This is a genomic window from Yersinia sp. 2542 StPb PI (assembly GCF_048593855.1).
Classification (GTDB): Bacteria; Pseudomonadota; Gammaproteobacteria; order Enterobacterales; family Enterobacteriaceae; genus Yersinia; species Yersinia enterocolitica_E.
In genome coordinates this window covers 1-21,103 of record NZ_JAZGQA010000046.1, presented here as the reverse complement: position 1 = coordinate 21,103, position 21,103 = coordinate 1, and the positions used below count along the sequence as shown (strand labels likewise).

Sequence of the window (21,103 nt, the reverse complement as noted above, 5' to 3'; positions counted from 1 at the left end):
CACATTTTCCCGCATTATGGGCAAATTGCTCCCCTTGAGCCGGGCAGTCGTCTATACGGCTGACCTGATTTGCCATTCTAGCCGAGGTATTATTTTCCCATGTCAGATAGCCTAGCCACTCCATCATTGCGCCTTTATGGCATTAAAAATTGCGATACCATAAAAAAGGCCCGCCGCTGGCTGGAAGAGCAAGGTATTGCCTATCAGTTTCACGATTATCGTGCAGACGGATTGAGTGACGAACGCCTGCAAGGTTTTATCGATCAACTGGGTTGGGAACCATTGCTCAATACGCGCGGTACCACCTGGCGTAAATTGCCACAAGCCCAACGTGATGCAATAACCGATGCTCTGGCCGCCAAAGCGCTGATGCTAGAACAGCCAGCCATAATTAAACGCCCGCTACTGGAAGCCACCAATGGCGAAATGCTGCTGGGCTTCAAAATTGAAAGTTATCAACTCTTTATTAAGAAACATAATATTAAACAACACGTTATCGAGGTGCAATAACATGATCTGTCCGGTAATCGAACTGGCCCAACAATTAATTAGACGCCCGTCGCTCAGCCCTTCTGATGCGGGCTGCCAGGCGATCATGATTAAGCGCTTAGAGGCTATCGGTTTTACGGTAGAACCTATGAATTTTGGCGATACCCTTAACTTCTGGGCCTGGCGCGGCGAAGGTGAAACCTTGGCATTTGCCGGTCATACCGATGTGGTCCCCACCGGTGATGAAAGCCATTGGAGCAGCCCACCGTTTGAGCCGACCATTCGTGATGGCATGCTGTATGGCCGTGGTGCCGCCGATATGAAAGGTTCACTGGCTGCAATGGTGGTCGCCGCCGAACGTTTTGTCGCGGCTCATCCAGAGCATAAAGGCCGGTTGGCATTTATGATTACCTCCGATGAAGAAGCCAAGGCCATTAACGGTACGGTCAAAGTCGTGAATGCGTTGATGGCGCGTAACGAGCGGCTGGATTACTGTCTGGTTGGCGAACCCTCCAGTACTGACCGAGTCGGCGATGTGGTGAAAAATGGCCGCCGGGGTTCTATTACTGCCAACTTGCGTATCCATGGAATTCAAGGACACGTGGCCTATCCTCATTTAGCGGATAATCCGGTTCACCGGGCAATACCAGCGCTGAATGAGCTGGTTGCTACACAATGGGATGAAGGCAATGAGTTCTTCCCTGCTACCAGTATGCAGATCGCCAATTTGCATGCCGGAACTGGCAGCAATAATGTAATTCCCGGTGAGTTCTATGTGCAGTTCAACTTCCGTTTCAGTACAGAACTGACTGACAGCATGATTAAGCAGCGAGTAGAGGCGCTGTTGGAACGCCATCAACTAAATTACACCCTCGAGTGGGTGTTGTCTGGTCAACCCTTCCTTACCGCAAGGGGTGCGCTGGTCGATGCAGTAATTAATGCTGTTGAGCACTACACTGAAATCACGCCGCAACTGTTAACCACCGGGGGCACCTCTGATGGCCGTTTTATCGCGTTAATGGGCGCTCAAGTGGTGGAGTTAGGGCCGGTTAATGCCACTATCCATAAAGTGAATGAATGTGTTCACGCCGCTGACTTGCAGCTACTGAGCCGGATGTATCAGCGAATTATGGAGCAGCTCATCGCATGACAGCTAATACATTAACACCAGAGATGCTTACCGGCCGTTCAACCGATCATCTGACGGTGTTAAGCGGCAACCATCGCCTGCAACCACAAGCTGTTGCGGCCTTTCAGGCTATGCAACAAGCCGCTAAACGAGCGGGGTTTGATTTACAACCTGCCAGCACTTTTCGCGATTTTGACCGCCAATTAGCGATCTGGAATGGTAAATTTCGCGGTGAGCGACCAGTATTAGATAAAGACAGCCAGCCGATAGAGATTTGCCAACTTGATGCTCAGGCTCGTTGTGAGGCTATTTTACGCTGGTCTGCCCTCCCGGGAGCCAGCCGCCATCACTGGGGCAGTGATCTGGATATTTACGATCCCTCCCTGTTGCCCGCAGAGACCAAATTACAGCTGGAGCCATGGGAATACCAAGCGAGTGGCTATTTTTATCCGTTGACCCAGTGGCTGGATGTTCATATGGCTGAATTTGGTTTTTACCGGCCATTTAGCGAGGACAACGGCGGTATTGCAGCAGAACCTTGGCACCTAAGTTATCGCCCGTTAGCTGCGGCGGCGGAACATTTACTGACACCCAACATTCTACTAGAAGCTTGGCAATCACAGGATGTGGCAGGCAGTGAGTGGCTGACAAGCCATTTACCCATGATTTTTTCGCGATTTATTCATACCCTATAGATTTCAAGATGCAGGAAGTCGGCAAGCGAGAATAAGGTTGATTAATCCCGACGTTCTTACGCAGTCAGATGATTCAGGTTCTTGAGTGCAGCCACACTGGCAGTTTGAAAGATGACAGGTATATCAACGGAAGGAACTTAACCATGCACTGGTTAGCAGATTATTGGTGGATCATACTTATCCTGCTTGCAGGTATTATCTTAAACGGTATCAAAGAGTTACGCCGTCTTGATCATAAAAGCTTTTTAAAAAACAAACCAGAATTACCGCCTCATCGCGATAACAATGCGCAATGGGACGACGATGACGACTGGCCGGATAAGAACAAGAAAAAATAAGTGAAGCTCGAGTCACATCAAACGAAGGGGTCAGCCCCTTCGTCAAGGTGAATTACCTCGCAACAATGTCGCCACGCAAATGGTCGTCACGTAAATGGTCGATAGCCAGTTTGAGCATCGGTTGATTAATACCATGCCCGGTATTGGCATCCAGACTCAGTGTTACGCGGCTGCCCAAAGCCATTAAGCTACTGGTTGCAGCCTTGGCATGTTCCACACGAATCACCCCATCCTGCTCACCATGAATAAAATGGATCACCACGTCAGCGATGGGTTGCTGTGGTAATGTTGCAAAACGGCCACTAAACGCCATAACTTGCCCGGCTAACTGCGGCTGAGCTTTCACCCCCTCCAATGACATAATCGTGCCCTGCGAAAAACCGACCAGGGTGGTCTGCTGTGCCCCAAGGCCACTCTTCTGTTGCCAATAACGTATAATATCAATGAATTGCGACATCACTGCATCAACTCGCTCCTGACGATTATCTTCAGTAACACCTTGCACTGAGAACCACTGACGCCCACTCCCCATGTTGCTGGCGAATATACCATCAACACTGACGACCAGCGCCTGAGGAAAGGCTTGTGCAAAATGGCTACCGACCGGTGCCATTCCAGCGGCGCTATCACCAACACCATGAAACAATAGTATTAATTGCTCTGGCGTTGCGGGTTGCTGCACTACGATAGAAGTCTGATTCATCAAGTGGCCTTTAATCATTAAATGACAATAACGTTACTATACGCTGCTGGTTTCGCAGAGATATTGGGTTTTATTGATGGAGTTGGTGGGAATTATTGAAGGTAACGGCGGATGCTGGATCTGACTCGGTGGATATCCTCGCTATACTCATCCTGAATATGGCGAATACCTTACCCTAAGAGCCTCTTCGCCACATCATGAGAAATTGAGTTTTAAGACAATAAAAGATAACTGTCATCAATCCTCTGCCATCCCCTCGGCTGCCTCTTGCCGCCACCGCGCCACTAATGCTTTTCGCCCTGTTAGGGCTAGATTGTTAACAATCTGCGCGGGCGAAATACCCTGCTGTAAATAATACCGTAATGCGGGAAGGGGTAATTGACTGCGTAATAACAAACGCTGTAGTGCGGGTAAACTCGCCTCTAACGGCCGAAAAGCAAAGGCAAAACCAGCCAGTTCACGCCAGTCGTCGTCATTTAAGGCAATGTCAGGTTGTTGAGGCTGGGATAGCGATAAGGGCGTTGGAATGTCGACCCATTGCTGCAACCAATACCAATCACGCTCTAATTGCTGCCGTGCTGCCTCACAGAGCGATTGTCCCGCTATACTCAGGGGTAATATCGCCATTGCCGCATAACAGCCGCTGCTGGCTTCCTTATGGCTACCAATACGCACCAGATGAAAGCCGCAGGCACGCCAAAAGCGTTCTAATTCGGGGGTATAACCAAAACTGACTGAAATATAATCAAGCCTCTCGCGCTGCCCACGCGCAAGCTCGGCGGCAATCATCTGTAGTGCTATCCCCTGCCGCCGCCATGACGGTGCTACCGCGACTCGACTGATTCGCCGCGACCGTAAGGTGGGTGCATGCCATTGCCCACTATGAGCCGCCAGTGACTGAGCCACCAAACTCCCCTTTGGCCGCCGTTTCCCTGCCCAAACGGCATGGGCTAATGCACTGCTAAGCCCCCCCTCATCCACCAGCCACAGTGCACCAATGACTGAATCAGCCACCCTGGCCGCAGAAAAATGCATCCCTGGCGCATCCATCAAACGCCGCAAATCAAGGGGGGTGGTGCGATAATGCGCACTGGCAAGCAAACCATAAAAACGTCGCAGCAATTCGGGGTAGTGCAGCCAATCGCGCTGCTTACAGGGCATAATATCGACTGACGCTGAGAGAGATTCGCGGCGCGGTAGCTCATCGTCAAATAGCATAACTTCATCCACGACACGCTCTAGCGGATCACCGCTGGCCCAACGAATAGGGTCTGTTAGCGCCAAAGGGTGCCAATCGTGTAGTGTTGTACAGAACTTCAACAAGAAACCACGCCCGGTGCCTTCGTAACCCTGCACGGTGGTGGTTAATAATGCCCGTGGGAAGTACACCAATAACGCCGATAGGAGTGTGGCAGGGATAGCCGCAGCCTCATCAATCAATAACCAGTCAATTCCGCTGACATCGTTTAACCGACAGTAGTCTAATAGTGCATCTGGCGCCCAGAAGTGCGCTCGTTCTCCCGCGCACTGATTCAGCACTTGTGTGGCTGCTTTACCCGGCCCGGTGACCCAGCAGCAACCGGGCCACTGCGCTACCAACATACCGGCCAGCGTCGATTTACCGCGCCCACGGGCTGCCGTCAGCACCCAAGTGCCGCGTTCTGCCTGCATCAGGCGTTGAAGGATAGTATGCTGTTCCGTGGTAGGGGAACCGTCGGGCTGCTGCCATTCTGGGCGAGAGTACAGCATAGGCATGGATAGCGGCTGGTTCTGTTGCCACAAAATAACATCAGGATCAGCCTGAAGTTGACGTTGCAGATGGTGAATAAAATTCGGTGTAGTGATGGGGGTGAGTTGTTCACTCCAGCGCAAACTATCAGCGTCTGGTAAGCACGGCCACCTATCCCACTGCGGCACTAGCAGCACCAGCCAGCTACCAGCTTGCAATGCGCCGGCCAGCACCGCCAGTGCTTCGGTATTCAAACCATCGGTGGCATCAAATACGCCATGTAACCCTTCCTGCCCGAGTAAGGTTTTTGCCGCTGTCGGGTGAATTGCATTGCCAGTGTCAGCGGCCTGTTCTGCTATCCATAACCAATCACCCGGCAATTGCTGACGCAGATTTAATGCCTGCTGGCGCGACCAATCCGCGCAACCGCTGAGGACCAGTAAACGCCGTATCCCCTGCCGTGCCATTAGTGGTTGGCTGAGCACAATTTGATCGATCACGTTACGATTTACCGATCACCAGTGAAAGCAAGCCCGCGGCGATCAACGGCCCAACCGGAACGCCTCTAAATAACGCAACCCCCAGTACCGTTCCGACCAATAGCCCTGCCACCACGGACGGTTGGTGAGTCATCAACGACACGCCACGGCCACCTAACCAAGAGACCGCAACCCCGACCACAATGGCTAATATCGATTTCCACTGCACAAAGGAGTGCAGCACCTCGCTGGCGCTAATTTTACCACTGGCAATCGGCGTCATCACGCCAATGGTCAGAATCAAAATACCGATGGTTAAGCCATACTTTTCTATCCATGGGAAAAACTGATTTAACGGAGTAATACGAATGGCGAGTAGTGTCAGAATAGCTAATGTGACGGTCATATTGTGGCTAATGATGCCAAGCGCAGCCAACGCCAATAGAATCAATAAAGTTGGATCAAGAGCGGCCATGGTTATCCCTGCCTTGCAATAAATGCCGGCAGCTAGCGTGCCGGTAAGAGGAAAGTGGTCTTATGATAATCTATTTATACTTTTCGTACCTGACGCTACAGCGCTGTTCGCTGTAACGCCAATGATTTTAGCTGATCAGTTTAACGGGTGGAGAACGTGTTGCAGCTATTAGGATCACCGCTATCGAAACCACGTTTAAACCAGGTATAGCGCTGTTGTGATGTGCCATGAGTGAAGCTATCAGGAACGACACGCCCTTGCCTTTGCTGCTGTAAGCGATCATCCCCAATCGCCTGTGCCGCATTTAGTGCCGCTTGTAAATCACCCACTTCCAACACCTGCTGGTCTTCCATGGCTTTGCCCCACACGCCGGCAAAACAGTCCGCCTGCAATTCCATTTTGACCGAGAGGCGATTAGCTTCAGCCTGAGATGCACCCTGCTGCTGCTGACGCACTTTAGTATCAATACCCATCAAATGCTGCACATGGTGGCCAACTTCATGAGCAATCACATAGGCCTGAGCAAAGTCGCCCCCCGCACCCAGTTTATTCTTCATATCTTCATAGAAAGATAAGTCGATATAAACCGTGCTATCTGCTGGGCAATAAAACGGTCCCATAACGGACTGACCGGTACCGCAACCGGTGCGCGTTGCACCACGATACATCACCAGTTTAGGCTCCTGATAGGTACGCCCCATCTTTTGGAAAATAGGTTTCCAGGCGTCTTCTGTATCCGCCAGAACGACCGAGGTAAATTTGGCATATTGGTCATCTTTAGTGCTGACTGAACTTGGAGAACGTGGCTGTGTTTGAGTTTGTGACATCGGATCACTGCCATTTAACAGCGGGGTCAAGTCAACCCCGTAGTAGCCCGCAACCAACACCACAATGAGAATAACAATACCGCCCTTGCCGCCAATCGGAGGCCGGAACCCACCACCGCCCCCGGATGCATCCCCGCGCCTATCTTCTACATTGTCACTTTCACGACGACCTTGCCAACGCATAGCAATACTCCCAGATATTTTCCTTACATATTATCGTAGGAAATCTGTTGAGCTAATACCATTAAAAGCTTAAATGATTGGTGTTATTAGCGGAGTTGGGCATTCAAATACATGCTCAAAGTACTTAGCAAAGGCGGCAAGTGAGAGACAAATCTGTCTGGAGCTGAACTAAACGCTGCTTGCTACGGCTGGCCCAGAGAGGGGCTGAGTGGTGAACATCGCTAATAATGCTGTAGCGTTAAGAAAGAAAAGCATGGGGGAGATAGCGACTATCTCCCCTGCGCCAGACAAAACGGAATCGATTGCGCGGTTAGTCTAATTTTACGCCGATACGGTGTGCAACTTCTTCGTAGGCTTCAATCAAACCACCCAGGCTTTGACGGTAACGGTCTTTGTCCATCTTGTTCAGGGTTTCCTTATCCCATAAACGGCTGCCATCAGGTGAGAACTCATCACCCAAAACCACTTCATCACCGAACAAACCGAACTCCAACTTGAAGTCCACCAGGATTAAACCGGCATCATCAAACAGTTTACTCAACACATCATTCGCCAGATAGCTCAGCTCTTTCATGCGGGCCAATTGTGCTTCTGTCGCCCAGCCAAAGGTCTTGCAATAAGACTCATTGACCATTGGGTCATGCATAGCATCGTTTTTCAAAAACAGGTCGAACAGTGGTGGGTTCAGTTGCAAACCTTCTTCTATTCCTAAGCGTTTTACCAACGAGCCTGCGGCACGGTTACGGATAACACACTCAACTGGGATCATTTCCAGTTTTTTGACCAACACTTCGGTATCTGACAGCAAGCGTTCCATTTGCGTTGGAATACCGGCTTCTTCCAATTTAGTCATAATGAAATAGTTAAATTTGTTATTTACCATTCCCTTACGATCGAATTGTTCAATGCGCTGACCATCCAGTGCTGACGTATCGTTACGGAACTCCAATACCAACAGGTCAGGATTTTCGGTGGTATAGACGGTCTTCGCCTTCCCACGATACAACTCAGCTAGCTTTTGCATCTTAATTACTCCAGTAATGTGAAAATATAACTCGCTATAAAATGACTAAACCCTAAATAATTCGAGTTGCAGGAAGGCGGCAAGCGAGTGACAAATTGGTTGTAAACCATTTTGAACAGCGCCTGCGCTGGCCCGCAGGGTGAGCCTCATTAGAGGCTCATAATCCCGATGAGCTTACTGTGTTGTAAGTGACTCGGGTGATTGAACGTCGCCAACGCACATGCAGCTTGAAGTATGACGGGTTTAAAGGGGCCGAAGCCCCTTTGGTTTTATTTGGTACTTGTAGCACCAGTTTGGCTAAATGCTGCCTGGAACACCGCGACCAGAGCATCGTTCTGAGACTGAGTCAGAGTATGCCCTTTCGGACCGATGAACTGTAAGCTACTGCGGTTATCGAGATCACCGACCTGTAACTTATAATCGCCTTCTGGCAATTCAGGGTCTTTGGCACCCAACGCATCCCAACTGCCGCTACTCATGGATTTATTGGTAACGTTAATCGAACCTTGTGGACGGCTACGATCAGTAACCTTCATGCCAATCTTCTCAAGGGCGGCTGGCAGCCGTTCCCACAATACAGCATAAGGGGCACGTACAATCAGTTGCGGTAAACCAGTATCATCGCTGCCGCTTTGAACATCTAGCGTGCCGACTTTACGGGAAGCCTGACTGCTTTCGCTATCAGAACGCACCTTATCCAGACCTTCGATAATGGCATTCAGCATTGCACCGTTGTAGCGCTGGATTTCGGTATAGCTGGTGACCGGTTGCCCACCTTGCTGTAAAGCAAGAGATTTCACCACTAACACCAACTGATAACCTTGCTCCTGCACGCTTATCTGATAACGGCCTTCAAACTGCACGTCTTCATCTGCACGATTCCATTTGACCCAGTCAGTTGTCAACGTTTGGCTGGCATCCTGACGGCTGGCTATCGCCCAGTTTTTATCCTGTAGAACGCGGGTAACTTGCGCCCAAAGATTACGGTTTTGCGGGCTATTTTCTAACAATAGCTTGCTGGTATCGTTAGCATTTTCAGCGCGAGAACCGCTAAGCAATGCCAGTGGTTGTACCGGAGGACGGATGTCCAACTGTTTGCCCACAGCACCTTGAGAGTTGACGGAACGGATATCAAACTCACCATTTTGTATCGGCAGAATCATCCCTGCTGGTGAGTTAAGCGGCTTTAGCCCCGGAGCTTCAAGATAAGACTCGTCACCGCCAACCTGGCGTTTGTAGCGTTGGTCAGTGGAGCAACCTGCCAGCAGCATTGCCAGCGAAACACCCACTACCGTTACCACCGTCGACTTTTGCAATGTTATTGCCATCAAATTTCCCTAAGAGTTACAGCAAACCTGCGCTTTTCAGCGCATCTTCCACAATCCGTTTAGCCGGGTCAGTCAGTGGGGTCATTGGCAGACGAAGAGTGTCATTCGCCATTAATCCCAGCTTCTTCGCGGCCCATTTCACCGGAATTGGGTTTGCTTCTACAAATAAATGCTGATGCAACGGCATCAAGCGCTGATTCAAACGGCGTGCTTCTGCAAAGTTACCCTGTGCAGCCAAGTCACAAAGTTCAGCCATTTCACGCGCAGCAATGTTCGCTGTCACCGAAATAACCCCTTTGCCGCCCAGTTGCATAAAGTCCAGTCCGCTCGCATCGTCACCACTGAGCAGGATGAAATCTTCATCATCAACCAGCACTTGGATCTGACTAACCCGACTTAAGTTCCCTGTTGCTTCTTTAACAGCAACAATATTTTTAATTTTAGCTAAGCGAGCAATGGTCGGCGGTAACATATCGCAACCGGTACGCGAAGGCACATTATAGAGAATTTGTGGCAAATCGGTACTTTCAGCAATCGCTTTGAAGTGTTGATATAACCCTTCCTGCATTGGCCGATTATAATATGGCGTGACAGTCAAACATCCCACCACACCGGTATTATTAAACCGTTGGGTGAGAGAAATTGCTTCGGAGGTGGCATTAGCGCCGGTTCCGGCAATGACTGGGATTCGGCCGTCGGCCAGTTCGAGCGTCTGCATGACCACATCGACATGTTCGTCATGGTTCAGTGTTGCAGACTCACCAGTTGTGCCCACGGAGACAATCGCCGCAGTACCACTGGTTACATGGTAATCAATCAGTTTCTTCAGGCTTGCACGATCGACCGCACCTTTGTCGTCCATCGGCGTTACCAGTGCAACTATGCTTCCTGTAAACATTGGACTTCCCGTAAACATTGCCCACCCCCTCCTTAAACAAGTTCCTCATGGTACTTTTGACCTCTATCCAAAAGCAAGCAAACAACTGTGTTGTAAGCGCTTGGCAGCAGGTTTTTTTTATGTTTACCATGGTAACCCCAAAGAGCATGACAGGAAGAGCGATTTTGCCGCAGCTTGATGAACATTATCTGGTCATTACCGCACTGGGTGCTGACCGCCCAGGAATCGTGAATACCATCACCCGCCATGTCAGTAGCTGCGGTTGTAATATTGAAGATAGCCGGCTAGCCATGTTCGGTGAGGAGTTCACATTTATTATGCTGCTTTCAGGCAGTTGGAATGCGATTACCCTACTGGAATCCACCTTACCGCAAAAAGGGGCAGAGCTTGATTTGCTGATTGTGATGAAGCGAACCAATGCCCAGGACCAAAAAGCGATGCCTGCCACAGTATGGGTAAAAGTTGAAGTCAATGACTCCCCCCATATTATTGAACGGTTTACCAACTTGTTTCATTGTCACAATATGAATATCGCCGAGTTGGTTTCCAAAACTCAGCCGGCTGAAGGTGGCAACCCTCCTCGGTTGCATATCCAGATTAGTGCGCACAGTCCCGCCAGCCAAAACAGTTCGATAATTGAACACGCTTTTTATCAGCTATGTACAGAACTCAACGCGCAAGGCAGTATTAGCGTTGTGAACTATCCACAGCATGACTCACGAATGGAGAGTTAGTAATGAGCCCATTGAAAGCCGGTGATATAGCGCCGAAGTTTAGTTTGCCCGACCAAGATGGCGAGCAGATTAGTTTGGCCGACTTCCAGGGACAACGTGTCTTGGTCTACTTCTACCCTAAAGCCATGACACCAGGCTGTACTGTTCAGGCCTGCGGTCTGCGCGACAACATGGATGAATTGAAGAAAGCGGGTGTCGAAGTGCTCGGTATTAGCACCGATAAACCTGAAAAGCTGTCACGTTTCGCTGAAAAAGAGCTACTGAACTTCACATTGCTGTCTGATGAAGATCATCAGGTTGCAGAGCAGTTTGGTGTCTGGGGCGAAAAAAGCTTTATGGGTAAAACCTACGACGGTATCCACCGTATCAGTTTCTTAATTGATGCCGACGGTAAGGTGGAGCATGTGTTTGATAATTTCAAAACCACCAACCACCACGATATCGTAATGGATTACTTGCGCCAAAGTGCCTGAGTCATCACACCCTGGCCCTGGCCGATAAGTTGCAAAAAAAGAGCGCTCAAGCGCTCTTTTTATTGGCAATAAATCGAATGTTCCCCAAAGCCATTGCTGTTGCAGCAACGCAGCCAGCTAACACCGCTGCGGCATCAAGGGCACAGGGGATAGTTAATCTGCGTCGGGGATAAACTCCTCCGGCCAGGCATGAATAACCGCTTTCACCAGCGTAGCTAACGGGATAGCAAAAAATACCCCCCAAAAGCCCCACATGCCGCCAAAAATGATCACTGACAGAATAATCACCAAAGGATGCAGGTTTACGGCCTCAGAGAACAGTACCGGCACCAGCAAGTTACCATCCAGCCCTTGTACTACCAAATAGGCGATAAAAAGTGTCCAGAAATCGGCCCCAACCCCCCACTGGAATAACGCCACCAACACCACTGGAATAGTGACAATCACTGCGCCAATATAAGGGATCAGTACCGAGAAGCCGACTAACACCGCCAGTAACAGCGCGTAATTCATGCCCATAACAAAGAACACTAAATACGTGGCGATGCCAACAATCACCATCTCCAATACTTTGCCACGAATATAATTGGTTATCTGCTGGTTCATTTCCAGCCAGACTTGCCCAGCCAGACCGCGATTACGCGGTAAAATACGCCGTACTGCATTCAGCATCTGCTCTTTATCTTTGAGCAGGAAAAACAGCATCAGTGGCACCAGAATCAAATAAATTGCCAATGTCAGTAAACCTATCAATGAAGCGAGAGAGATTTTAACCACGGACTCCCCCATCCCCGACAGCTTGCTTCGCAGATTTTCTGCCATCATATCGACAATGCCGGCATCCACCAGCGCGGGATAACGCGCAGGTAACGTCTGAGCAAACGCATTGAATTTATTTAGCATTTTCGGCATGTCTGATATCAGATTATTGCCCTGTTGCCACACCGTTGGCGCCACAACAAATACCGCCAGTAGTGTGATACCACCGAAAATCACCAGTACGATACTGGCCGCCCATGGGCGAGAACAACCAATACGTTGTAATCGGGCGGTTGGCCATTCTAACAAATACGCCAACACGATCGCCGCCAGCAGAGGAGCCAAAATGCCACTGAAGAAGTAGAGAATGCAGAATCCAGCCAACAGAATAACCAATAAAGCGATAACCTGCGGGTCGGTAAAACGCCGACGATACCACTGTAACAACAGCTCTAGCATCCGTAATTGCTCCTTAAGTGCCATGAGAGATCGACAAATTAGTCGATCCCTTTAACCGCCCCGACATGCAGGGACATAACGAAGGTAAATTGTTTTCGTCAGACGTTCCCTTATCTCCACATGCTGGCTAAGATAGTTGCGGGCCTCAGCACGGAGGTTGAGCTTAACCTTTGACGTATTTGATGCTATTTATGTGATCTATACCCAATTGTACTGGAGAGTAGAGTAAGGAAGAAGAACTCTTACACATCTCGGAGTCTAATTGTCATTACATTAGCAAGGGCAGCCTCGTTTATGACTTATCGGTTAACTAAAACAGGTCGGTTAAGTAAGACAATGATCGCCACACTACTCAGTAGCTTGCTGCTCACTGGCACAATACCTGCCAGCGCTGAGACACAAGACCTGCTGCCCGATATTGGTACCTCTGCGGGTGCCACTTTGAGTATCGATCAGGAAAAGGCAATGGGGGATTTTTATGTCCGCCAAATGCGCGCCAGCACCCCGCTGATTTATGACCCGCTATTGACTCAATATATCAATACGCTGGGTAATCGGCTGGTCGCCAATGCCTACTCAGTACGTACGCCGTTTCATTTCTATTTAGTGAATAACGATCAAATTAACGCTTTTGCTTTCTTCGGTGGCAATGTGGTACTCCACTCTGCCCTGTTCCGCTATACCGAAAACGAAAGTGAACTAGCATCTGTATTAGCACATGAAATATCTCATGTGACTCAACGCCATCTGGCGCGCGCGATGGAAGAACAGCAAAGAATGGCGCCGCTGACGTGGGTCGGGGTACTAGGTTCTATTCTGTTAACCATGGCCAGCCCACAAGCAGGGATGGCGGGTTTGAGCGGTACGTTAGCAGGCGCTCAACAAGGCGTCATCAGCTTTACTCAAGGCAACGAACAGGAAGCTGACCGTATAGGTATTCAGGTATTACAGCGTTCGGGGTTTGATCCGCAGGCCATGCCTAACTTCCTGCAAAAGTTAGCCGATCAGTCACGATATACATCAAAACCACCGGAAATGCTGCTGACTCACCCCTTACCAGATAGCCGTTTATCTGATGCGCGTAACCGTGCTAATCAGATGAAACCGCACCCTATCGCGTCATCACAAGATTATTTATTCGCCAAAGTTCGTATTCTGGGCATGTATGGCTCAACTGAGAACAGCCTCACGCCAGACCTACTGGAAACATTGAGTAAAGGCACGGTGCGCGAGCAATTGGCGGCCAAATACGGTCAGGCCATTTTGTGGTATCAGGCCAAAAAGTACGATGAAGCCCGCAATCTGTTACAGCCCCTGTTAGCGCAACAACCGGGCAATATTTGGTTCCTTGATTTGATGACTGATATTGATCTGGGGCAAAACAAAGCCGCCGCCGCCATTGCCCGCCTGCAAGCGGCAACCGCTAAACAAAATGATGAGCCGGTGTTGCAATTGAACCTGGCCAACGCTTATGTCCAAGGTGGCCAACCGGCAGCGGCAGTCAAGATACTAAATCGCTACACCTTTGCTAATCCAAACGACCCTAATGGCTGGGATCTGTTAGCCCAGGCAGCTGCTGCACTGGGTTTACGTGATCAGGAACTGGCTGCTCGGGCAGAGAGCCTGGCTTTGAGCGGCAAATTGCCACAGGCCATCGGCCTGCTCAGCGATGCCAGTGCTCGGGTGAAATTGGGGAGTCTGGAACAGGCGCGTTATGATGCGCGCATTGACCAGTTACGCCAGCTAGATAAGCGCTTCCAGAAATACCAGAAGTCTTAAGGAAATTTATCATGAAAGATGTCATGTTTTATCATAATCCACGCTGCTCTAAAAGCCGGGAAACACTCGCACTGGTTGAACAGCAGGGGATTCAGCCACAGGTCATATTATATTTAGACAATCCACCGTCTGTGGCGGGGTTAAAAGCGTTACTGCAACAACTCGGCTTTCATGACGCGCGGCAGCTTATGCGCACCAAAGAAGATCTCTACCAAACACTGAATTTGGCAGATGAGACATTGACGCAGGATCAGTTACTGCAAGCGATGAGCGATAATCCAAAACTTATCGAGCGCCCGATTGTGGTTTATAACGGCCAGGCACGTATCGGCCGCCCGCCAGAGCAGGTGCTTGAGATTTTACCGTAACTTGATTGCAACCCATGATTGAACGCTGCGTATCGAAGCGAGGCCGATGGAAGGGCCGAGTCACCAACGCAGCGCCCCTACCACTTGCCAAAGGAAGGGTATTAAAGGCTAAGAGTTTCTTTTACAAAAGGAATGGTGAGCTTACGCTGGGCGGTGATAGAGGCCCGATCAAGTTGATCCAGGGTCATAAACAGTGTGCGCATTTCCCGATCCAACCGTTTTAGCAAGAAACGGCCAACGTCTTCGGGTAATTCAAAACCACGCAATTTGGCACGTAACTGTAAAGCCTGCAATTTTTCATCATCCGACAACGGCTGCAATTTATAGATCTGCCCCCAATCCAGACGTGAAGCTAAATCAGGCAAACCGAGATTTAATTGCCGTGGTGGGCGATCACCGGTAATCAATAAACGGGTGCGGCCGGTTTCAACAATGCGGTTATAGAGATTAAATATCGCCATTTCCCACTGCTCATCGCCCGCGATACACTCAATGTTATCAATACACACCAGCGCCAACTGCTCCATACCATCTAATACTTCGGGCACAAAATAAGCGCGTTTATCGAGCGGGACATAGCCTACCGCCTCGCCTTTTTGCGATAACTCCGCACAAGCTGCATGTAATAGATGACTCCGACCACCGCCTTCGCGCGACCAAAAATAGATATAACTGCCGTGGGACTGATGAACAGTAGACTGGATCGCCGCTAACAGGGACGGGTTCTCCCCCGGATAAAAACTGGCAAAAGTTTCATCATCGGGAAGATAGAGTGGCAGTGAAAGCTGTGCCGGCGTATTCAGAAGCACCTCAACCAACAAAACGGGCGGGAAAACGTGGCAAGCTTACCACAAAAATTAACAACAGCATAAAAACCTGATCTGAAGCGAAAAACTGGCCGAACCCATAATAACCGCCCGGCCAGATATCACTTTTTATTGCACCGATATTAACGTGTGGACTCGTCTTCCTGGGCGTCAATAATCTCTTCTTCAGGGCGAATCAGACTGATCACTTTAAACAGCAGGCTCAAGCCAATCCCCACAACCGTTGCCAAAGCCATGCCTTTCAGTTCGGTTGCGCCGATATTCACTTTCGCGCCACTCACCCCGATGATCAGGATAACGGAGGTTAAGATCAGGTTTTGTGCTTTGTTATAGTCAACTTTTGACTCGATCAGCACGCGGATACCTGATGCGGCAATAACACCGTACAGCAGTAGTGAAACACCGCCCATCACCGGTACCGGCACCGCTTGAATGGCAGCAGCCAATTTACCGATACAAGACAGCATGATCGCCAGAATCGCAGCGCCACCGATCACCCAAGTACTGTAAACACGGGTGATCGCCATAACACCGATATTCTCACCATACGTGGTATTGGGGGTTGAGCCAAAGAAGCCGGAAATCACCGTCGAAATACCGTTGGCAAACATCGAGCGATGCAGACCGGGTGAGCGAATCAAATCTTTTTTCACGATATTAGCAGTCACCACCAAGTGACCGATATGTTCAGCAATAACCACCAGCGCCGCAGGCAAGATGGTTAAAATAGCGAACCATTCAAAACGTGGGGTATAAAACGTCGGTAAGGCAAACCAATGGGCCTGACTAATTGGGGTTAAATCAACCACCCCCATCACGAATGACAAAGCATAACCGACCAACACACCGATCAAGATAGGGATAATGGCGAAGAAGCCACGGAACAGCACCGATCCCAGAATGGTTACCCCTAACGTCACCATTGAAATGATGATAGTGGTTGAATCTACTGTCACACCTTGGGCGGGCAATAATCCGGCCATACCCGCAGCAACGCCAGCTAACTCAAGGCCGATAACGGCAACAATCGCCCCCATCGCCGCGGGCGGGAACAGCACATTCAGCCAACCCGTTCCGGCTTTTTTCACAATCAGCGCCACCAGACAAAACAGCACGCCGCACATGATAAAACCGCCCAAGGCAACTTCGTATCCCAAGGGTAATAGCAGCAGTACCGGTGAGATAAACGCAAAACTTGAGCCGAGGTAAGCCGGGATTTTTCCCTTACAAATAAACAGATAGAGCAAGGTTCCGATACCGTTGAACAGCAGCACCGTGGCCGGGTTAATTTTAAATAGAATAGGAACTAAAACGGTGGCACCAAACATGGCGAACAAATGTTGAAAACTCAGGGGGATCGTCTGGAGCAGCGGTGGACGCTCGCTGACACCGATGGTGCGACGGCTCATTTCTCTATCCTCTTAATGGTGTGTTTAAAAATGATTATGCTAAAAGTTATTCAAAAAAAAGCCGACTATCGAGTCGGCTATCTAAAGGTTATTCCAGTATGCGGTAATGAGCACAGGCAGTTTGGACACGGACAGCGCACAGAAACCGGGAGCGTACACCATGACCTTGTAAATCATAAGTACGTGAGGATTCCGAGCACTGCTCAGGTTCAAAATGGCAAGCGAATAGCATAATGGTGTGACCTTTTATTTTGTTCCGAAAATCTTATCCCCGGCATCACCCAAACCTGGAATGATATAACCGTGTTCGTTCAGGCACTGATCGATGGCGGCGGTATACAGCTCTACGTCTGGATGCGCCTCTTCCAGCGCTTTGATACCCTCCGGTGCGGCAACCAATACCAACACTTTAATGCTCTGGCAGCCGGCTTTCTTCAGCAAATCGATAGTCGCAATCATCGAACCACCGGTTGCCAGCATAGGGTCAACAACCAACGCCATACGTTCGTTGATATCAGCAACCAGTTTCTGGAAATACGGTACCGGTTTTAGTGTCTCTTCATCACGATAGACACCCACCACGCTGATGCGGGCACTCGGTATATTTTCCAACACCCCTTCCATCATGCCTAAACCAGCACGTAGGATCGGCACCACCGTAATTTTCTTACCTTTAATCTGTTCAATCTCTACCGGCCCGTTCCAACCCTCGATGGTGACTTTCTCAGTTTCCAGATCGGCGGTTGCCACGTAAGTCAGCAAACTCCCTACTTCAGACGCTAACTCGCGAAAACGCTTCGTGCTGATATCATTCTCACGCATCAAACCAAGTTTATGTTTTACTAGCGGGTGTTTCACCTCAACGATCTTCATTATTTTTCTCCTGGTTAGGCGGTTGACGGCCAAAAAAATCGCGAGATTATACCGCCTTTTTTTTTGAACACCACAATGAATAGCCTGATTCAGATCAATAGAAAATCAATCTTAAGTCAAGAAAGCTAAAAATCAGCGTGATATCACAAGCTACTCGCAAACGTTTGCCTGCGCTGTTAGAATTGTCGCGTTTTCTTCCTATAGCCAAAGTAATTGGCGTTGCAGGTAGGCTGCCAGCAAGCGAACCCCGATGAGCTGACTCAAGTCAGTGATTTGGATGAGTTCGTGCAGCGAGCCCTCTTGCGGCTTCAAGTATGAAGGATATAAGCTCAAACAGCCAACCGCCGTGGGGACCTCGCTGTGACCAACAAAACCTCTCTCAGCTATAAAGACGCAGGCGTAGATATCGATGCCGGTAATGACCTTGTTGATCGCATAAAAGGTGTGGTTAAACAAACTCGTCGCCCAGAAGTGATGGGTGGATTGGGCGGGTTCGGTGCCCTGTGTGCTTTGCCACAAAAATACCGTGAACCTATTTTAGTCTCAGGCACCGACGGCGTAGGCACTAAGCTGCGCCTGGCGATGGACCTGAAACGCCACGATACCATTGGTATCGATTTAGTGGCCATGTGTGTCAATGACCTGGTGGTTCAGGGTGCTGAACCGCTGTTCTTCCTTGACTACTTTGCCACCGGTAAACTGGATGTGGATACTGCCGCCAGTGTGATTACCGGTATCGCCGAAGGGTGTAAACAATCAGGTTGTGCACTGGTTGGCGGCGAAACCGCAGAAATGCCGGGGATGTACCACGGTGAAGATTATGACGTTGCCGGTTTCTGCGTTGGTGTAGTTGAAAAGTCTGAAATCATTGATGGCAGCAAAGTGACACCGGGTGATGCGTTGGTTGCCTTAGGTGCCAGCGGCCCGCATTCCAATGGTTATTCCCTGGTACGCAAAATTCTGGAAGTCAGCAACACCAATCCTGAGCAAACTCAGTTGGATGGTAAATCGCTGGCTGACCATTTGCTGGAACCGACCAAAATCTACGTTAAATCCATTCTCAGCCTGATTGAGCAGCTTGATATTCATGCTATTGCTCATCTGACTGGTGGCGGCTTCTGGGAAAACATCCCACGGGTATTACCCGCAGGGACTCAAGCGGTTATCGATGAAGCTAGCTGGCAGTGGCCTGCGGTATTTAGTTGGTTGCAGCAAGCCGGCAATGTCAGCCGCCACGAAATGTATCGCACCTTTAACTGTGGTGTCGGCATGGTTGTTGCGCTCCCGGCAGAACTGGCTGATATCGCCGTTGAGTTACTGACCGCATCCGGTGAGAAAGCCTGGAAAATCGGTGTGATTGCGGCGGCGACTGATGGTGCAGATCAAGTCATCATCAATCCATAACATTGCTGATTCAGCCCGCAGCTTCAAAATCCCGATGAGCTGACTCAAGTCCGTGATTCGGGTGACAAATCTGCCGGGAGCAGATTTCAACGCTGCTTGCAGCGGCCTCAACGAGGCGAGGCCCACGGATGGGCCGAGTAATGCGCGCAGCCAACACCCCCGCAGCTTCAAGTACGAAGGGTATATGAAAAAGATAGTGGTTTTGGTCTCCGGCCAGGGCAGTAATCTACAAGCGTTGATCGACGCCCAACAACAAGGGCGTATTTCAGGCACCATCAGTGCCGTGTTCAGTAATAACCCCGATGCTTATGGGTTGGAACGAGCTGAATTGGCGGGTATTCCCCACCATGCTGTGGATGCCAAGTCCTATGCGGATCGCGCCAGTTTTGATTTGGCATTGGCGCAAGCCATTGACTACTATCAGCCTGACTTACTGGTGTTAGCCGGTTATATGCGCATTCTCAGTGCAGAGTTTGTTCAGCACTATGCTGGACGAATGTTAAATATCCATCCGTCACTGTTGCCGAAATACCCCGGTCTGCACACTCATCGTCAGGCACTGGAAAACGGTGATCAGGAGCATGGCACCTCGGTGCATTTCGTTACTGAAGAGCTGGACGGCGGCCCGGTTATTCTGCAAGCCAAAGTACCGGTTTTCAGTGAGGATAGCGAAGAGGATGTGGTCGAAAGAGTACAAACTCAGGAACACAGCATTTATCCGCTGGTAGTCAGTTGGTTTACCGATGGCCGTCTTGCTATGCGTGATAATGCCGCCTGGCTGGATGGTGAACGCCTACCTGCGCAAGGCTACGCGGCTGAATAAAACAAGTTAATAAATATTGATTAAAGGCGCGGCCATTAATGGTTAGCGCCTTTTTTAATTCCCTGTGCTTACCTCTTGTGCTAATAGTATAATTTTTAGGGCAGCAACCGCTGTCGCCAATGAGGAATATGTATGTCTACCACTAACAGCGTCAGGTTACGCCCACTGGAACGGGATGACTTGCCGTTTGTTCACCAGTTAGATAACAATGCCAGCGTAATGCGCTATTGGTTTGAAGAGCCTTACGAGGCCTTTGTTGAACTGTCTGATCTGTATGATAAACATATCCATGACCAGAGTGAGCGCCGCTTTATTATTGAAAGCCAGGGGACAAAAGTCGGTCTGGTGGAGTTAGTTGAAATTAACCATATTCACCGCCGTGCTGAGTTTCAGATAATTATCGATCCGGCTCATCAGGGTCAAGGCCATGCCGGGGCTGCCGCAAGACTGGCGATGGAATATGGTTTTTCGGTACTGAATTTGTACAAACTTTATCTGATTGTTGATAAAGAAAATCAAAAAGCCATCCATATCTATACAAAATTAGGCTTTGAAATAGAGGGGGAATTAAAGCAAGAGTTCTTTATCAATGGTGAATACCGTACTGTAATTCGTATGTGTATTTTCCAGCCACAATATTTGGCAAAATATAAAACACCATCGATAAAGAGTGCTTAATCCACTGGGGCCAGTTCAGTTGGCCCCAATATCAATTCAACATATTCAGTAAAGAAAAATCATCACTTTCATTAACTTTATCTATGTTCGATAACAGAAATTTTTGAGCATCATGACGGTGCAGCTTAAAAGTACTGTATGAATAGACGATATTAATTATATCATCTTCACTCAGTGTGCCATTGTGTATCACAAAAGCGCTGATAACTGATTTTATAAT

22 protein-coding genes and 1 pseudogene are annotated in these 21,103 nt (G+C 49.4%); 11 read left to right on the top strand and 12 right to left on the bottom strand.

The annotated features are described in order from the left end of the window. Nucleotides 1-99 precede the first annotated feature (99 nt). The 4 genes from V1952_RS08285 to V1952_RS08270 all read left to right on the top strand — a co-directional run bounded on the left by V1952_RS08285 (nt 100) and on the right by V1952_RS08270 (nt 2,651). Nucleotides 100-510: an ArsC family reductase gene (locus V1952_RS08285; protein ID WP_420070846.1), complete on the top strand. Its 411-nt coding sequence runs from the start codon at nt 100-102 to the stop codon at nt 508-510. A gap of 1 nt (nt 511) precedes the next feature. Then, nucleotides 512-1,639, top strand: coding sequence for a succinyl-diaminopimelate desuccinylase (gene dapE, locus V1952_RS08280; protein WP_372559622.1), 1,128 nt, complete (start codon nt 512-514; stop codon nt 1,637-1,639). Further along, a complete protein-coding gene (locus V1952_RS08275) occupies nt 1,636-2,313 on the top strand; it encodes a M15 family metallopeptidase (protein WP_083163318.1) in 678 nt (225 codons plus the stop codon). The genes dapE and V1952_RS08275 overlap by 4 nt, the downstream gene beginning before the upstream one ends. Before the next feature lie 143 nt (nt 2,314-2,456). After that, on the top strand, nt 2,457-2,651 hold the full coding sequence (locus V1952_RS08270) for a YpfN family protein (protein WP_083163315.1): 195 nt from the start codon (nt 2,457-2,459) through the stop codon (nt 2,649-2,651). Between the two features lie 52 nt (nt 2,652-2,703). Here the strand turns inward: V1952_RS08270 and ypfH are convergent, their stop codons facing one another. From ypfH to dapA, 7 genes are all read right to left on the bottom strand, one after another. After that, nucleotides 2,704-3,354 carry an esterase gene (gene ypfH, locus V1952_RS08265; protein WP_420074594.1) on the bottom strand — a complete coding sequence of 217 codons (651 nt, stop codon included), beginning with the start codon at nt 3,352-3,354 and terminating at the stop codon, nt 2,704-2,706. Between the two features lie 237 nt (nt 3,355-3,591). Further along, nucleotides 3,592-5,550, bottom strand: coding sequence for a tRNA(Met) cytidine acetyltransferase TmcA (locus V1952_RS08260; RefSeq protein ID WP_420074596.1), 1,959 nt, complete (start codon nt 5,548-5,550; stop codon nt 3,592-3,594). Nucleotides 5,551-5,584: 34 nt separating this feature from the next. Next, a complete protein-coding gene (locus V1952_RS08255; protein WP_004876835.1) occupies nt 5,585-6,037 on the bottom strand; it encodes a DUF441 domain-containing protein in 453 nt (150 codons plus the stop codon). Nucleotides 6,038-6,177: 140 nt separating this feature from the next. Beyond that, the gene (locus V1952_RS08250; protein ID WP_083163309.1) at nt 6,178-7,047 is read right to left on the bottom strand and encodes a neutral zinc metallopeptidase; all 870 of its coding nucleotides are present in this window, start codon (nt 7,045-7,047) and stop codon (nt 6,178-6,180) included. Between the two features lie 310 nt (nt 7,048-7,357). Continuing rightward, nucleotides 7,358-8,071 (bottom strand): phosphoribosylaminoimidazolesuccinocarboxamide synthase, encoded by a 714-nt coding sequence (purC, locus tag V1952_RS08245; RefSeq protein WP_083163306.1) that lies wholly within the window; start codon nt 8,069-8,071, stop codon nt 7,358-7,360. Between the two features lie 269 nt (nt 8,072-8,340). After that, nucleotides 8,341-9,399, bottom strand: coding sequence for an outer membrane protein assembly factor BamC (gene bamC, locus V1952_RS08240; protein WP_083163303.1), 1,059 nt, complete (start codon nt 9,397-9,399; stop codon nt 8,341-8,343). Nucleotides 9,400-9,415: 16 nt separating this feature from the next. Continuing rightward, nucleotides 9,416-10,297, bottom strand: coding sequence for a 4-hydroxy-tetrahydrodipicolinate synthase (gene dapA, locus V1952_RS08235; protein ID WP_372559626.1), 882 nt, complete (start codon nt 10,295-10,297; stop codon nt 9,416-9,418). A 164-nt stretch (nt 10,298-10,461) separates the two neighbouring features. Here dapA and V1952_RS08230 point away from each other — a divergent pair, with 164 nt between their 5' ends. Together V1952_RS08230 and bcp are read left to right on the top strand one after the other, a co-directional pair. Then, nucleotides 10,462-11,031: a glycine cleavage system transcriptional repressor gene (locus tag V1952_RS08230; protein WP_083164144.1), complete on the top strand. Its 570-nt coding sequence runs from the start codon at nt 10,462-10,464 to the stop codon at nt 11,029-11,031. A gap of 2 nt (nt 11,032-11,033) precedes the next feature. Further along, on the top strand, nt 11,034-11,504 hold the full coding sequence (bcp, locus tag V1952_RS08225; protein WP_372559627.1) for a thioredoxin-dependent thiol peroxidase: 471 nt from the start codon (nt 11,034-11,036) through the stop codon (nt 11,502-11,504). 153 nt (nt 11,505-11,657) lie between these two features. Here bcp and V1952_RS08220 read toward each other — a convergent pair whose 3' ends face one another. Continuing rightward, nucleotides 11,658-12,722 (bottom strand): AI-2E family transporter, encoded by a 1,065-nt coding sequence (locus V1952_RS08220; RefSeq protein ID WP_372559628.1) that lies wholly within the window; start codon nt 12,720-12,722, stop codon nt 11,658-11,660. 336 nt (nt 12,723-13,058) lie between these two features. Here V1952_RS08220 and V1952_RS08215 point away from each other — a divergent pair, with 336 nt between their 5' ends. Then, nucleotides 13,059-14,501, top strand: a complete 1,443-nt coding sequence (locus V1952_RS08215) for a M48 family metalloprotease (RefSeq protein WP_372559934.1) — start codon at nt 13,059-13,061, stop codon at nt 14,499-14,501. An 11-nt stretch (nt 14,502-14,512) separates the two neighbouring features. Next, nucleotides 14,513-14,869, top strand: a complete 357-nt coding sequence (gene arsC / locus V1952_RS08210) for an arsenate reductase (glutaredoxin) (RefSeq protein ID WP_420074593.1) — start codon at nt 14,513-14,515, stop codon at nt 14,867-14,869. A 101-nt stretch (nt 14,870-14,970) separates the two neighbouring features. Here the strand turns inward: arsC and hda are convergent, their stop codons facing one another. From hda to upp, 3 genes are all read right to left on the bottom strand, one after another. Further along, the gene (gene hda / locus V1952_RS08205) at nt 14,971-15,678 is read right to left on the bottom strand and encodes a DnaA inactivator Hda (protein ID WP_032906019.1); all 708 of its coding nucleotides are present in this window, start codon (nt 15,676-15,678) and stop codon (nt 14,971-14,973) included. A gap of 140 nt (nt 15,679-15,818) precedes the next feature. Beyond that, nucleotides 15,819-17,105, bottom strand: a complete 1,287-nt coding sequence (gene uraA / locus V1952_RS08200) for a uracil permease (RefSeq protein WP_420070844.1) — start codon at nt 17,103-17,105, stop codon at nt 15,819-15,821. A 246-nt stretch (nt 17,106-17,351) separates the two neighbouring features. Beyond that, nucleotides 17,352-17,978, bottom strand: coding sequence for a uracil phosphoribosyltransferase (gene upp / locus V1952_RS08195; protein WP_005183956.1), 627 nt, complete (start codon nt 17,976-17,978; stop codon nt 17,352-17,354). A gap of 360 nt (nt 17,979-18,338) precedes the next feature. Here upp and purM point away from each other — a divergent pair, with 360 nt between their 5' ends. The 3 genes from purM (at nt 18,339) to speG (ending at nt 20,883) form a co-directional block, all read left to right on the top strand. Further along, the gene (gene purM / locus V1952_RS08190) at nt 18,339-19,382 is read left to right on the top strand and encodes a phosphoribosylformylglycinamidine cyclo-ligase (protein ID WP_083163287.1); all 1,044 of its coding nucleotides are present in this window, start codon (nt 18,339-18,341) and stop codon (nt 19,380-19,382) included. 184 nt (nt 19,383-19,566) lie between these two features. Next, complete coding sequence (gene purN, locus V1952_RS08185; RefSeq protein ID WP_372559631.1) at nt 19,567-20,205, top strand: phosphoribosylglycinamide formyltransferase; 639 nt, start codon at nt 19,567-19,569, stop codon at nt 20,203-20,205. A 132-nt stretch (nt 20,206-20,337) separates the two neighbouring features. Continuing rightward, complete coding sequence (gene speG / locus V1952_RS08180; protein WP_083163283.1) at nt 20,338-20,883, top strand: spermidine N1-acetyltransferase; 546 nt, start codon at nt 20,338-20,340, stop codon at nt 20,881-20,883. Between the two features lie 31 nt (nt 20,884-20,914). Here speG and V1952_RS08175 read toward each other — a convergent pair. Further along, nucleotides 20,915-21,103 (bottom strand): annotated as a pseudogene (locus tag V1952_RS08175) (flagellar protein FliB); the annotation flags it as partial.

Bases quoted from the DNA above. Each gene is read 5' to 3' on its own strand.
- bamC (WP_083163303.1), bottom strand. From the start codon at position 9,399: ATGGCAATAACATTGCAAAAGTCGACGGTGGTAACGGTAGTGGGTGTT.
- V1952_RS08270 (WP_083163315.1), top strand. From the start codon at position 2,457: ATGCACTGGTTAGCAGATTATTGGTGGATCATACTTATCCTGCTTGCA.
- dapA (WP_372559626.1), bottom strand. From the start codon at position 10,297: ATGTTTACAGGAAGCATAGTTGCACTGGTAACGCCGATGGACGACAAA.
- uraA (WP_420070844.1), bottom strand. From the start codon at position 17,105: ATGAGCCGTCGCACCATCGGTGTCAGCGAGCGTCCACCGCTGCTCCAG.
- V1952_RS08215 (WP_372559934.1), top strand. From the start codon at position 13,059: ATGATCGCCACACTACTCAGTAGCTTGCTGCTCACTGGCACAATACCT.
- purC (WP_083163306.1), bottom strand. From the start codon at position 8,071: ATGCAAAAGCTAGCTGAGTTGTATCGTGGGAAGGCGAAGACCGTCTAT.
- V1952_RS08285 (WP_420070846.1), top strand. From the start codon at position 100: ATGTCAGATAGCCTAGCCACTCCATCATTGCGCCTTTATGGCATTAAA.
- purN (WP_372559631.1), top strand. From the start codon at position 19,567: ATGAAAAAGATAGTGGTTTTGGTCTCCGGCCAGGGCAGTAATCTACAA.
- V1952_RS08275 (WP_083163318.1), top strand. From the start codon at position 1,636: ATGACAGCTAATACATTAACACCAGAGATGCTTACCGGCCGTTCAACC.
- V1952_RS08255 (WP_004876835.1), bottom strand. From the start codon at position 6,037: ATGGCCGCTCTTGATCCAACTTTATTGATTCTATTGGCGTTGGCTGCG.
- speG (WP_083163283.1), top strand. From the start codon at position 20,338: ATGTCTACCACTAACAGCGTCAGGTTACGCCCACTGGAACGGGATGAC.
- dapE (WP_372559622.1), top strand. From the start codon at position 512: ATGATCTGTCCGGTAATCGAACTGGCCCAACAATTAATTAGACGCCCG.
- arsC (WP_420074593.1), top strand. From the start codon at position 14,513: ATGAAAGATGTCATGTTTTATCATAATCCACGCTGCTCTAAAAGCCGG.
- V1952_RS08250 (WP_083163309.1), bottom strand. From the start codon at position 7,047: ATGCGTTGGCAAGGTCGTCGTGAAAGTGACAATGTAGAAGATAGGCGC.
- V1952_RS08220 (WP_372559628.1), bottom strand. From the start codon at position 12,722: ATGCTAGAGCTGTTGTTACAGTGGTATCGTCGGCGTTTTACCGACCCG.
- V1952_RS08260 (WP_420074596.1), bottom strand. From the start codon at position 5,550: ATGGCACGGCAGGGGATACGGCGTTTACTGGTCCTCAGCGGTTGCGCG.
- upp (WP_005183956.1), bottom strand. From the start codon at position 17,978: ATGAAGATCGTTGAGGTGAAACACCCGCTAGTAAAACATAAACTTGGT.
- ypfH (WP_420074594.1), bottom strand. From the start codon at position 3,354: ATGAATCAGACTTCTATCGTAGTGCAGCAACCCGCAACGCCAGAGCAA.
- bcp (WP_372559627.1), top strand. From the start codon at position 11,034: ATGAGCCCATTGAAAGCCGGTGATATAGCGCCGAAGTTTAGTTTGCCC.